Raw genomic sequence first — 13,076 nt, 5'->3', positions numbered from 1 at the left:
GAAGCCGTATATTCAACGAGTTCAAATCATTAGTTATCCATATGTTTTAAAATAAATCCTTAAATCCCTTTTCTAAACGATCAAGAGCTTGTCCTCTATGTGAGATAGCATTTTTTTCTTCAGGAGAAAGTTCAGCCATCGTTTTACCGTATGAAGGCAGGTAGAAAATTGGATCATAACCGAACCCGTAGTTTCCAGAACGTTCAAAAGCAATTGTCCCCTTGCATGAACCCGAAAAAACTTCCGTGTTTTGACCAGGGATGGCGACCGCTAGAATACATTGAAAAGAAGCTCCACGATCTTCTTCAGGTACATTCTTCATTTCTTCGAGAACTTTGTCCATGTTTGCTTCATCATTTTTATCGAGTCCTGCATATCTAGCCGAATAAACCCCGGGATCACCATCAAGTGCATCTATGACAAGCCCAGAATCATCCGCAATAACCGGTTGGTTTGTTAATTTCATAATGGCTTCGGCTTTTAGTACGGCATTCTCCGCAAAAGTATGACCAGTTTCTGCCACGTCAGGCGCTTCTTCGAGATCCAATAAAGAAATTACAGTAAGCTCTTCTGACTCGAACCTTCTCTTAAATTCTCTTACTTTACCTTCATTCTTTGTTGCAATAAGAAGTTTACGCATCGTCCGTAGATTCCTCCTTTATTTTTGAAGCAAACTCACCGATCACTTCTGTTTGCTTCTGAATCAATTTCTCAACACCATCTTTACCTAGCGCAAGCATTTCATTTAATTGATTCATATTAAACGTTGCTTCTTCACCTGTTCCCTGTAGTTCCACGAATTCCCCACTACCAGTCATAACAATATTCATATCCACATGAGCAGAGGAATCTTCCTTATAACAAAGGTCCAATAAAGCCGTTCCACCTTGATCAATTCCTACCGAAGTGGCTGCAAGAAAATCAGTTAATGGCATTTTCTTAATTTGCTTTCGATTCATACCTTTTTCTACAGCCAGTGCAAGTGCTACAAATGCGCCAGTAATAGAAGCAGTTCGAGTGCCGCCATCTGCCTGAATTACATCACAATCAATCCAAATCGTGCGTTCTCCAAGTGCTTCAAGGTCAACTACCGTCCGAAGTGCTCTTCCAATTAGTCGCTGAATCTCCATTGTTCGACCAGCAACTTTCCCTTTACTTGATTCACGAATGTTTCTTTGTTCAGTAGCTCTTGGCAACATAGCATACTCGGCTGCAATCCACCCTTTCCCCTGTCCTCGCATAAAAGGTGGTACGCGATCCTCTATTGATGCAGAGCAAATCACTTTTGTATCTCCTACAGTAATTAATACAGAACCTTCCGGATGCTTTATATAATCTCTTTCAATATGTATCGCTCTAAGCTCATCTTCCTTACGTCCATCAATTCTCATACTCTTCCTCCTGTTCCCCATCTCTTTCATTACTAAATCATAACCATTTAATGAAACTACCTTTTATCTTTTCTAGACTATGTTAATAAACGTTACTGAATTTCAGATGACCCATGAATTTAATCGTAATAAGCCTAACTAACCTTCATTTAAATAGAAAAAGAGGCAGTACACCTGCCTCTTAATCGTATCATATTCTATTTTAAAAACCCACTTTGTTAACGTCTTCTGGCCTTGAAACTGGTTCTGACAAAGCATTACCAGCTTCATCAATGACTTCTGGGTGACCATCAACAGTAATAGCTACTTCATTAATGCTTTCCTTCTCGGTTAACGAAAGAACCAGACTATTTATAATATCTTTCTGAATAACCATCTCTTCTGATCCAGTTAAGATCGCTTCATTAAAATCTAGCGTTAATAAACCATCTTCCTCTTCAGCCTTCAATAATTTTACGTCTTTAGATAGTTGACTAAATAAGCCGGAATGAACTGCCGGTCCTTCCATTAGTCCTTTCAATACGCCTCGCACATCATCCGAGACGCCTTCCATGCGTTTCGTAACTGGGACGTAGTATGCATAGTCTTCACTTTGTGCCATGAAATAGACGGTTACATCTTCGCTATTGGAAACATCAACCACATTACCCATCTCATGGTTAATCCCATTCGCCCTGCTAACACTCTCACCGATTGGCGTCCCATTCACAGGCATTTCCTGTTGATCATAGCCATTGATTTGAATTTTCACCTTCTCAATTCCGTCAAATTGAGTTAATGTCCAAGTGACAGCCTCAAGAATTTGTTTCTCATTTTCTGCAGCATAATCTTTAAACTCATTTGAGAAATCTACAACCACCGTTTCATCAACTTGATCAACGCCCTGGATAACAGTTCCAGCAGGCAACACAGCTTTAAAGCCGTTAGGAAGCATTTCTGTCACTGGACCATCAACAACAAGGTATTCTAACGCTTGTTTTGCAGCACCTTCTACGGCAGGAAGTTGAACGCTCTGTGGCACAACCATTCCATTGGCATCAAGTAAATAGAGTTGACGAGTCGTCATTCCAGTGGCTTCATCAGCCGCCTCTTCACCCGTCGCTTCTTCTACTTCACCTTCTTTTGTAGCACCTGTCTCATTATCCTCCATCTGTTCTCCATCTTTTACATAATCGACTTTAGGAGGATCGATTTCCTTTAATGATTTTTCAAAACCGAAACCGCAACCAGATATTGTTAATATACATGAAAGCAACAATAGCGCGAACCCAATTCCGCGTAAACGCATAGCTATCCCTCCCCGGATGGTTTGTACTACCATTTATACGAGTTATATTTCAATTTATACCTGAGTAATTTGAATAACTTGTTTTATCATTTATTAGGAGAGATACGAGCTTCAAAAATTGGCTACGATATTGAACCTTGGTGATTTCTAGAAATTTTTTTGAGAAAGATTAATTTTTTAGATAACTAAAAAACTCTAACCTTTGATAGATTAGAGTTCGATACGTTCAACATTAGCGACAGGATAATCCAGCCAATGGCTCGCAATCCTAGCGAAGTTGTCAATTGATCCAGTTGTAAGAAATGTATGCGATGGACGTTCATCACCTGTATATAAAAGTGAACTGTACTCTAGAATACCACTCACTTCATATGCTGTTTCATCGCCTGAACAAATAATGGCTGTATCGTCTCCCATGACTGATTGAATCACTGATTCTAATAATGGATAATGTGTACATCCTAATATCAGGGTATCGATTCCTTTATCCATCAATGGGGCAAGCGTGCTTCTGACAGTCTGATACGTTTCTTCACTGTTCAGATTTCCGGTTTCGACCAGCGGCACAAAGGGAGGGCACGCAAGACTTTCCACTTTAATATCATTATCAATAGCTTTAAGGGAGTACTCGTAAGCTCGACTTTTTACAGTACCAGTCGTTCCAATTACTCCAACATACTTATTTGTCGTTTCTTTCAAAGCACTTCTTGCTCCAGGGTGAATAACACCTCTTACGGGGATAGATAGTTCATCTTGAATCTCTTTAAGAACGACAGCCGTCGCAGTATTACAAGCAATAATGAGCATTTTAATATGGTATTGCTCTAATAGGTAATTCGTCATTTCCCAGGTGAACTGCCTCACCTCAGCAACCGTTCTAGGCCCATAAGGACATCTTGCTGTATCACCTAAATAAACAATTTCTTCTTTTGGTAGCTGTCGCATAATCTCTCTTGCTACCGTTAGCCCGCCAACACCTGAATCAATAACCCCGATTGGTTTCTTCAAAATATTTCGCCTCTCTACTTACCGGTCCAGTTAGTTCTTTTTCATTTCGTCATAAAGTAAATGCAAACTTTCTTCAAGTGCTTTTACTTGATCCCCCGAGAATTTCTGGGTAATGTTTTCCAAATAGACCTGTCTTTTATGAATCACTTTTTTAATTATTTCATTTCCCTTATCTAATATATGAATTCGTACGACTCGTCGATCGTGTGGGTCTTTCACTCGTTTTACTAGCTCCGTTTTTTCCATACGATCCACGAGATCCGTCGTCGTACTACAGGCAAGATACATTTTATTAGACAGTTCTCCAATAGTTAAATCACCGTATTCAGAAAGCCATTGGAGCGCAAGAAATTGAGGAGGTGTAATGGAAAATTCACTCAAAAGTTCCCGTCCATGTTGTTTAATAATACCAGCAACCATACGAAGTGATTTCTCTATATCAACAATTGACGCTGGTTCTCTTGTTAATTCTTCAGACATCTAGTCTCCCCCTTATAATATCTTACATTCTATTTTGATTGTAACCGATATGAATTGCAAGAGATGACTCCTTCTAACTTCTTATTCATTTGCCCATGTATAAGAAGTAGCGTAAAATACTTACCTAATTCATCATTGCCTTAAAAACGAATCATGAACATATGTAAATAAAAAAAGAAGAGCTATAGTTTCCTATAGCTCTTCCGTTGCGAAATGTTCTTGTACATAGGCAACCACTTCTTCATTTGTTGCAAGTGAAAGAATATGATCGATATGAGAAGAAATCTCTTCTTTAGATAGCTTCGTCATTTGACTTCTAGCAGGCAAAATCGAAGTCGCACTCATGCTGAATTCATCGAGTCCAAGACCAAGAAGGATTGGGATCGCAATCTGGTCTCCCGCCATTTCACCACACATACCAGCCCACTTGCCTTCTTTATGAGCTGCATCAATGACCATTTTAACAAGTCTAAGAATTGCAGGATTATATGGTTGGTAAAGGTAAGATACCTTTTGATTCATACGATCAGCAGCCATCGTATATTGAATAAGATCGTTAGTTCCAACACTAAAGAAATCAACTTCTTTAGCAAAAACGTCAGCCATTGCCGCCGTTGCAGGAATTTCAACCATCATACCAATTTCAATATCTTCTGATACCTGAATACCTTCCCCGATTAGCTCCTCTTTAACAGAAAGAAGCATCTCTTTAGCCTGACGGAATTCACCGACAGTTGCAATCATAGGGAACATTACTTTCAAGTTACCGAAAACACTTGCGCGAAGAAGTGCACGCAGCTGAGTACGGAAAATTTCCGTCTCTTCCAGGCAAAGACGAATCGCACGGAACCCAAGGAATGGATTCATTTCTTTCGGAAGATTTAAGTAAGGTAGCTCTTTATCTCCACCGATATCAAGTGTACGGATTACGACAGGCTTACCATCCATTTTTTCAAGAACTTCTTTGTAAGCCTTGAACTGCTCTTCTTCTGATGGCAATTCGTTACGGCCCATATATAGAAATTCAGTACGATAAAGGCCGACGCCTTCTCCACCGTTTTCAAGGACACCTTTTACATCTTCAGGAGTTCCGATGTTTGCTGCAAGCTCAACATGTTTCTCATCTTTCGTTGTTGTTGGCTCATTAACAAGCTTCGCCCACTCTTGTTTTTTAGCTTCAAAGTGTTCCTTTTTCTTTGTATATTCCGCAATTTCTTCTTCAGAAGGATCAACGATCACATTACCATCGATACCATCAATAATAACTAGTTTACCTTCCACATCTTCAGAAGTAATGGTTTTCGTTCCAACGACAGCTGGAATTTCCATTGAACGCGCCATGATAGCAGAGTGAGATGTTCTACCACCAATATCCGTCGCAAACCCTTTAACAAACTGCTTATTTAATTGAGCAGTGTCAGAAGGAGTGAGATCTTCAGCTAGAACAATAACTTCATCGGTGATTGCACCTGGAGATGTAAACGTAACGCCAAGTAAATGAGCCAGTACACGTTTAGATACGTCTCGAATATCAGCAGCACGTTCTTTCATATACTCATTATCCATGTTCTCAAACATGCTAATAAACATATTGGAAACTTCACTCATTGCACTTTCAGCATTTACTTTTTCATTATTAACTTTATCTTTCACTGCATTCAACAACTCTGGATCAGATAAAACGAGAAGATGAGCAGCAAAAATCGCTGCTTTATCTTCTCCGAGCTGTTCATTGGCGTGATTCTTAATGACTTCTAGTTCTTCTTTAGCACGATGAACGGCCGCTTCAAAACGTTCGATTTCAGCACCAGCATCAGTAATTGACTTTTGTTCAATTTCAAGTGCCGGATTTTCAAGTACGAACGCTTTAGCGATAGCAATTCCCGCAGAAGCGCCAATTCCAGTCAGTTGGTTAGACATTACTTGCCTAGACCTTCGTTTTCCATAACTTCAGTTAGTCCTGCAATCGCATCGTCAGCATCTGATCCTTCTGCTTTGATAGTGATTTCAGAATTTTGTTGGATACCAAGACTCATAACACCCATGATGGATTTCAAGTTTACAGACTTCCCGTTGTAATCAAGCGTTACGTCAGAGCTGTATTGACCTGCTTTGTTTACTAGTGCTGTCGCTGGGCGTGCGTGGATTCCTGATTCGCTTGTTACTGTGAAATTTTTCTCTGCCATTTTCAATTCCCTCTTTCAAATGTTATATTTTTTATTTTGATATTGTAATAATATCTTTGTCTTCCCGAGAAACAGTTCCTTCTTTCGAAAGATCAATTGTTTCTCCCTCTTCAAGGTTAGTAAATACAATAGGCGTAATAGTTGATGTTGCATTCTCTTTAATAAATGAGAGATCAACCTTCATAAGCTTCTGTCCTTGCTTAATCTCATCGCCTTCGCTAATGAATACTTCAAAACCTTCACCTTTGAGGTTAACCGTATCAATTCCAACGTGAATTAGGATCTCACGTCCATTAACAGACTCAATACCAATTGCATGCTTCGTTGGGAACACATTCATTATTTTGCCATCAACCGGTGCGACAATCAAGCCATCAGTTGGTTCAATCGCAAAACCGTCTCCCATCATCTTACCAGAAAAGACCTGATCAGGCACTTCCGTGATTGGCATAATCTTACCCTCTAGAGGAGAAATAAGATGATCAGCACCCTTCACTCCAGAAGTTTGCTCACTCTTTTCTTCTTTTTTCTCATCTTGAAGTGGCTTTGGTGTTTTTCCACTCATGATATCTCTGATTTGTCCTTTCAAACCATCGGACTGCGTTCCAAAAATAGCCTGAATGTTATTTCCTACTTCCATAACACCTGATGCACCAAGACGTTTCAAACGCTTCTTATCCACTTCGCCTTTATCTGAAACAGAAACACGAAGTCGTGTAATACAAGCGTCAAGACTTGTAATATTGCTTTCACCGCCAAGAGCTTGAAGCACATTGTAAGCAAGCGCTGTATTGTCCTGACCATCGTCAGCAATTTCATCCTCTTCATCTTCTTCTCGTCCAGGAGTCATTAAGTTAAACTTACGAATCGCAAAACGGAAGCCGAAGTAATAGATTAATGCGAATACTAACCCTACTGGAATAACAAGCCACCAGGCAGTTCTACCTTGAAGTACTCCGAATAGAAGGAAATCAATGACACCACCAGAGAAAGTCATACCAATTTTAACATCAAGTAAAGCCATTGTCATAAAAGAAAGACCTGCAAAAATCGCATGAATTCCAAAAAGGACTGGAGCTACGAATAAGAAAGAAAATTCAAGCGGCTCAGTTATCCCTGTTAAGAAAGAAGTAAGTGCAGCAGAGCCCATGATTCCTGCTACAACCGCTTTCTTTTCTGGTCTAGCTTCATGATACATAGCAAGCGCTGCTGCAGGAAGACCAAACATCATAAACGGGAATTTACCAGTCATGAATGTACCAGCAGTTAACTCAGCACCATCTTTCAACTGTTCGAAGAAAATCTTTTGATCTCCTCGAATGATTTCACCTGCAGCATTTGTATATTGTCCAAACTCAAACCAGAATGGTGAGTAGAAAATATGGTGCAGTCCGAATGGAATTAACGAACGTTCAATGACACCGAATACAAATGCAGCAAGTGCTGGATTAGCATCAAGCATGTTGTGTGAAAAAGCATTTAGGCCAGATTGTACAGGTGGCCAAACGAAAATCATAATTACACCAAGAATCAAAGCTGAAACCGCCGTAGCGATTGGAACAAATCGTTTCCCAGCAAAGAAACCAAGATATTGAGGAAGTTGAATATTATAATACCGTTTATACATATAGGAGGCAAGAATACCGACTATAATTCCTCCGAAAACCCCTGTTTGTAATGTAGGTATACCCAGCACATTAGCATATGATGCGCTTTCAGCAACTTGATCAGCTGATACGCCTTCAAGTACACCCATTGTAATATTCATAACAAGGAAACCTACAATTGCAGCAATACCCGCAACGCCGTCTCCATCAGATAAACCAATTGCTACCCCAACCGCAAATAGTAGTGCAAGGTTAGCAAATACTATCCCACCAGACTCCTCCATGACAGTAGCAAGAAGCTGGAACCATTCAGCTGACAAGAACGGTAGTTTTTCAAGTAAAGTTGGATTTTGAAATGCATTACCAAAACCTAGCAATAGTCCAGCTGCAGGTAAAATTGCAACTGGAAGCATTAGCGCTTTACCAACGCGCTGTAAAACCCCGAAAGCCTGTTTAAACATGTGTTTTCCTCCTTTTATTTTTCCCCCAAAAAATTTGAATATAAAAAAGGCATGAGTGGACGGTATGACAACTCAATCAGGATATACTATACCCCAATCAGTTTTTGTCATTCCGGCTTCACTCATGCCTGATCGTATCAGTAACACGTTACCGTTAAGTATAAAATTATTTAGGAGAAAGCCTTTGCAAGTGCATCGTTAAGTAGACTGCTTCTGCATCAGGAAAATTCGTACGAAGTTCCTTCTGCATAATTTTAATCAACTTCCATGACAGATTATAACACACTGGATATTCTTCTTTCAACACTTTTTCTAATCGTTCATGTGCTTCAACGGGTTGATTTAACTCACTGCGTTCAATCGCATGTCTCAGATGACGTACAAGACGCAAATAATCAATTCCTGTCCGACTAATTTCAATTCGAAGAGATTCTTCAATTACTTTAACGAGTTGACTAATTAAAGCGGAATATTTGTTAAGTTTACCTACGCTTCTATTGGTAATGGCACTGTGAATGTGTAACGCAACAAACCCAATCTCTCCATCAGGAAGAGCCACATCAAGCTTATGATTAATTAACTGTATCACTTCTTCAGCAATTGTATACTCTTTTGGATACATTGTTTGCGTTTCGACTAGAAAAGGATTCTTTACATCCAATCCTTGACGAAGGCGTTTAATCGCAAAGGAAAGGTGATCCGTTAAGGAAACGTGGATATGCTCGTCTAACTCCGCATCCAGCTTATCTCCGATTAGCGAAATAGTATCATTCATCATGCCGATAAAAGATTCTGGGACATGTGGAACTAATAACTTATATTGTTCCTGCTCATGCTTATCTATAAGAACAAAATACTTGTCTACTTTGGATTCATCGAGTCTTTCGCCTTGTTTCTGATTGAAGCCAATCCCTTTTCCCGTTAAAACGACTTCATTATTATTCTCCGAAACGGCAATTACGACATTATTATTTAGAATTTTCTTTATTTCAAATTCACCATTCATGTTCAATTTCCCCTCATTAAACCGGTTTCATTTGTGATTATGAACGTACTAATGATAGTAAATAACAGATCGAACGTCAATGAGAAAACGTTCCAATAGGTTGCCCCTTACTCATGTAATATAGTTGATATCATAATCTATTGCTTCATTTATAACAACCCGAAGATATTTTTCTATCTTCCATTCATTTCATATGCCGATATTTTATTATGTCATTATCATACAAAAGAAAATCTACTAATAAGCTACGCTTTTTGTATAAGTGTCTCTTCTTCGCATGAAACCATCTTGTTACATGCCTTTTTGTTATCTTAACATACTATTCATTCTTTTTTATTTTAACCTACTCACTTCATAGACTGATCTCTCTCTTCCTTACTCTTTATCATGAAGTTTAAGTTCCTATGTATCTCATTCTTTCTTTTTCACAGAATGACATTTAACTCGAATGAGGAAATAATCTAGAATTAACAGTATAAGCAAACATGATGTTTCACAAAAGAAAAAACCGGCTTTTAAGCCGGCACAGTTTTATATTTCTAATTCTCCCAGTCGAAGCAATTCGACAACAGCCTGAGAACGCCCCTTTACCCCCAGCTTTTGCATCGTGTTCGAAATATGGTTCCGAACTGTTTTTTCGCTAATAAACAATTCTTCTGCTATTTCTCTTGTCGTTTTGTCTTGAACAAGCAATTCGAAAACTTCTCTTTCTCTTTTGGTTAATAGTGGCTTTGGTCGGTAGTGGTTCCCTTTCAACATTCCACCCTCCTCGATAGGGCAACAAAGCAACTTCGATTGAAATTATATAGTCCATACAATATATGAATTTCTATCTTACGTGTTACATTAATTCACACATTGCATAAAAACAGTTTAGAGAATTTATTATGACAACCTTCGTTCTTCTTCATCATTTCCTGAGAAATATCGTAATAAGGTTTTATTCTATTCTTTTCTTAAGACTTGGCTCTGTTAATGAACGCTGTTGATTTTAGAATCATTTAAGTTCTGTGATGATCAATCCCTTCTCGGAAAAAATCGAGAATCATCAGTATAAGCTAACATAGCTTAAGAATTATCTGAAACTAAAAAAAGACCCCCTTGCAGGGGATCTTTTCCTAGTGATCACTTCCAAAAAAGTTTTTGAACGTTTGAAGTGACGTTGCTCTATTCATTGCAGCAATAGATGTTGTTAGTGGAATTCCTTTCGGACAAGATTGCACACAGTTCTGTGAGTTACCACAGTTCCCAAGTCCACCCTCTCCCATTAAGCCTTCCAGACGCTCCTCTTTGTTCATCTCACCTGTTGGATGTGAGTTGAATAATCGAACCTGTGAAATAGCAGCCGGTCCAATAAACTCCGAGCGACTATTTACGTTCGGACACGCTTCAAGACAAACACCACATGTCATACATTTTGATAGTTCATATGCCCACTGTCGCTTATTCTCAGGCATTCTCGGACCAGGTCCAAGATCATAGGTACCATCGATCGGAATCCATGCTTTCACTTTCTTAAGTGCATCAAACATTCTGCTTCGATCTACAGCAAGATCTCGCACAACCGGGAATGTGGTCATTGGCTCTAAGCGAATTGGTTGCTCAAGTTGATCTAGTAAAGCAGTACAAGATTGACGTGGTTTTCCGTTAATGACCATCGAACAAGCTCCGCATACTTCTTCTAAACAACCCATTTCCCAAATAACAGGTGTAGTTTTCTCACCGTTTGCATTAACTGGATTACGACGAATTTCCATTAAAGCAGAAATAACGTTCATATTTTGACGGTATGGAATCGTAAACGTTTCTTCATATGAATTAGATTCAGGTCCATCCTGCCTTTTTATCTTAAGTGTAACAGTTTTATTCTCACTCATCATTTATCCCCCGCTTTCTTCTTAGAATAATCGCGTTTACGAGGTGGAATTAATGATGTATCTACTTCTTCATAGTAGAATTCTGGTTTGTTGTTTACTGCATCGTATTTAGCCATTGTTGTTTTAAGAAATTCTTCATCATTCCGCTCAGGGAATTCAGGCTTGTAGTGCGCACCGCGACTTTCGTTACGGTTTAAGGCCCCGATTGTAATTACCCGTGCCAACTGTAGCATGTTAGATAATTGTCGAGTAAATGAAGCCCCCTGATTACTCCACTTGGATGTATCATTAATATTGATGTTCTCGTAACGCTCCATCAACTCTTGAATTTTCTCATCTGTTTCCTTTAACTTATCGTTGTTTCTTACAACCGTTACGTTAGCTGTCATCCATTCGCCAAGCTCTTTATGAATTTGGTAAGCATTCTCTGTTCCATTCATCTTCATGATTGCGTCCTGCTTTGCCTGCTCTTCTTGTTGATGCTTTTCAAATAATGAAGAAGAGAGATCCTCAACCGTTGCTTCTAATCCATTAATATAGTCAACCGCATTTGGACCAGCAACCATGCCACCATAAATAGAAGATAATAGCGAGTTTGCTCCAAGACGATTGCCACCGTGTTGAGAATAATCACATTCACCAGCAGCAAATAGCCCAGGAATATTAGTCTGCTGGTTAAAATCAACCCATAAACCACCCATTGAATAGTGTACAGCAGGGAAAATTTTCATAGGGACTTTACGAGGATCGTCACCCATGAACTTCTCATAAATTTCAATAATACCGCCAAGCTTAACATCAAGCTCTTTTGAATCTTTATGTGAGAGGTCAAGGTAAACCATGTTCTCACCATTAATACCAAGCTTTTGACTTACACACACATCAAAAATTTCTCTCGTAGCAATATCACGCGGTACAAGATTTCCATATGCTGGGTATTTTTCCTCAAGGAAATACCATGGTTTACCGTCTTTATACGTCCAAACGCGGCCACCTTCGCCACGTGCAGATTCACTCATAAGACGAAGCTTGTCATCACCAGGGATTGCCGTTGGATGAATTTGAATAAATTCCCCATTGGAATAAATAGCCCCTTGCTGATAAAGCGCACCAGCAGCAGAACCTGTATTAATAACAGAGTTTGTACTCTTACCGAAGATAATACCAGGTCCACCAGTCGCCATAATAACCGCATCTGCTTCAAAACTTCTTATTTCAGAAGTTGTTAAGTTTTCACCAACAACTCCTCGGCATACACCTTCATCATCTAAAATAGCGGAGAGAAATTCCCATCCTTCATATTTTGTAACGAGGCCTGCTACTTCATGGCGACGAACTTGCTCATCAAGCGCATATAGTAGCTGTTGCCCGGTTGTTGCACCGGCAAAAGCAGTGCGGTGATGTTGTGTTCCACCAAAGCGTCTGAAATCTAGTAGACCTTCTGGTGTTCTGTTAAACATTACGCCCATACGATCCATTAAGTGAATGATACCAGGCGCTGCATCACACATTGCTTTTACTGGAGGTTGATTTGCAAGGAAATCTCCTCCATAAACTGTATCATCAAAGTGCTCCCAAGGAGAATCTCCTTCTCCTTTTGTATTAACAGCCCCGTTAATTCCCCCCTGCGCACATACAGAGTGAGAACGTTTTACTGGAACGATGGAAAGAAGATCTACTTGCATTCCAGCTTCCGCAGCTTTGATGGTAGCCATCAAACCTGCAAGGCCGCCTCCAACTATCACTAATTTACCTTTACTCATAAGAACAGT

At 39.5% G+C, this 13,076-nt stretch carries 12 protein-coding genes; all 12 read right to left on the bottom strand.

Going from position 1 to position 13,076, the window contains the following annotated elements; translation table 11 throughout:
• Positions 1 to 46: 46 nt before the first annotated feature.
• A complete protein-coding gene (locus tag IQ283_RS06940; protein ID WP_194219370.1) occupies positions 47 to 640 on the bottom strand; it encodes an XTP/dITP diphosphatase in 594 nt (197 codons plus the stop codon).
• Positions 633 to 1,391 carry a ribonuclease PH gene (gene rph, locus IQ283_RS06935; protein ID WP_194219369.1) on the bottom strand — a complete coding sequence of 253 codons (759 nt, stop codon included), beginning with the start codon at positions 1,389 to 1,391 and terminating at the stop codon, positions 633 to 635. Before rph ends, IQ283_RS06940 begins: the two co-directional genes overlap by 8 nt.
• A gap of 202 nt (positions 1,392 to 1,593) precedes the next feature.
• Entirely contained in the window at positions 1,594 to 2,679 is a 1,086-nt protein-coding gene (locus IQ283_RS06930; RefSeq protein ID WP_194219368.1) for a GerMN domain-containing protein, read from the bottom strand.
• A gap of 210 nt (positions 2,680 to 2,889) precedes the next feature.
• Entirely contained in the window at positions 2,890 to 3,687 is a 798-nt protein-coding gene (racE, locus tag IQ283_RS06925; RefSeq protein ID WP_194219367.1) for a glutamate racemase, read from the bottom strand.
• 30 nt (positions 3,688 to 3,717) lie between these two features.
• Positions 3,718 to 4,167: a MarR family winged helix-turn-helix transcriptional regulator gene (locus IQ283_RS06920; RefSeq protein ID WP_194219366.1), complete on the bottom strand. Its 450-nt coding sequence runs from the start codon at positions 4,165 to 4,167 to the stop codon at positions 3,718 to 3,720.
• 192 nt (positions 4,168 to 4,359) lie between these two features.
• Positions 4,360 to 6,087: a phosphoenolpyruvate--protein phosphotransferase gene (ptsP, locus tag IQ283_RS06915; protein ID WP_194219365.1), complete on the bottom strand. Its 1,728-nt coding sequence runs from the start codon at positions 6,085 to 6,087 to the stop codon at positions 4,360 to 4,362.
• Entirely contained in the window at positions 6,087 to 6,353 is a 267-nt protein-coding gene (locus IQ283_RS06910; protein WP_136947743.1) for a phosphocarrier protein HPr, read from the bottom strand. The genes ptsP and IQ283_RS06910 overlap by 1 nt, the downstream gene beginning before the upstream one ends.
• Positions 6,354 to 6,384: 31 nt before the next feature.
• Complete coding sequence (gene ptsG, locus IQ283_RS06905) at positions 6,385 to 8,421, bottom strand: glucose-specific PTS transporter subunit IIBC (protein ID WP_194219364.1); 2,037 nt, start codon at positions 8,419 to 8,421, stop codon at positions 6,385 to 6,387.
• A 166-nt stretch (positions 8,422 to 8,587) separates the two neighbouring features.
• Entirely contained in the window at positions 8,588 to 9,427 is an 840-nt protein-coding gene (glcT, locus tag IQ283_RS06900) for a glucose PTS transporter transcription antiterminator GlcT (RefSeq protein ID WP_194219363.1), read from the bottom strand.
• Positions 9,428 to 9,958: 531 nt separating this feature from the next.
• A complete protein-coding gene (locus tag IQ283_RS06895; protein ID WP_369810531.1) occupies positions 9,959 to 10,186 on the bottom strand; it encodes a helix-turn-helix domain-containing protein in 228 nt (75 codons plus the stop codon).
• 359 nt (positions 10,187 to 10,545) lie between these two features.
• Complete coding sequence (gene sdhB / locus IQ283_RS06890; protein ID WP_194219362.1) at positions 10,546 to 11,304, bottom strand: succinate dehydrogenase iron-sulfur subunit; 759 nt, start codon at positions 11,302 to 11,304, stop codon at positions 10,546 to 10,548.
• Positions 11,304 to 13,067 carry a succinate dehydrogenase flavoprotein subunit gene (gene sdhA, locus IQ283_RS06885; RefSeq protein ID WP_194219361.1) on the bottom strand — a complete coding sequence of 588 codons (1,764 nt, stop codon included), beginning with the start codon at positions 13,065 to 13,067 and terminating at the stop codon, positions 11,304 to 11,306. The genes sdhB and sdhA overlap by 1 nt, the downstream gene beginning before the upstream one ends.
• Between the last annotated feature and the right edge of the window lie 9 nt (positions 13,068 to 13,076).

This window comes from Pseudalkalibacillus hwajinpoensis (assembly GCF_015234585.1).
GTDB classification, from domain to species: Bacteria; Bacillota; Bacilli; order Bacillales; family Guptibacillaceae; genus Guptibacillus; species Guptibacillus hwajinpoensis_B.
This window is presented reverse-complemented; position numbering and strand designations above follow the sequence as displayed.

Coding starts and splice junctions, on each gene's coding strand:
- ptsG (WP_194219364.1), bottom strand. CDS start 8,421: ATGTTTAAACAGGCTTTCGGGGTTTTACAGCGCGTTGGTAAAGCGCTA.
- IQ283_RS06910 (WP_136947743.1), bottom strand. CDS start 6,353: ATGGCAGAGAAAAATTTCACAGTAACAAGCGAATCAGGAATCCACGCA.
- ptsP (WP_194219365.1), bottom strand. CDS start 6,087: ATGTCTAACCAACTGACTGGAATTGGCGCTTCTGCGGGAATTGCTATC.
- rph (WP_194219369.1), bottom strand. CDS start 1,391: ATGAGAATTGATGGACGTAAGGAAGATGAGCTTAGAGCGATACATATT.
- glcT (WP_194219363.1), bottom strand. CDS start 9,427: ATGAATGGTGAATTTGAAATAAAGAAAATTCTAAATAATAATGTCGTA.
- sdhA (WP_194219361.1), bottom strand. CDS start 13,067: ATGAGTAAAGGTAAATTAGTGATAGTTGGAGGCGGCCTTGCAGGTTTG.
- sdhB (WP_194219362.1), bottom strand. CDS start 11,304: ATGAGTGAGAATAAAACTGTTACACTTAAGATAAAAAGGCAGGATGGA.
- IQ283_RS06940 (WP_194219370.1), bottom strand. CDS start 640: ATGCGTAAACTTCTTATTGCAACAAAGAATGAAGGTAAAGTAAGAGAA.
- IQ283_RS06895 (WP_369810531.1), bottom strand. CDS start 10,186: ATGTTGAAAGGGAACCACTACCGACCAAAGCCACTATTAACCAAAAGA.
- IQ283_RS06930 (WP_194219368.1), bottom strand. CDS start 2,679: ATGCGTTTACGCGGAATTGGGTTCGCGCTATTGTTGCTTTCATGTATA.
- IQ283_RS06920 (WP_194219366.1), bottom strand. CDS start 4,167: ATGTCTGAAGAATTAACAAGAGAACCAGCGTCAATTGTTGATATAGAG.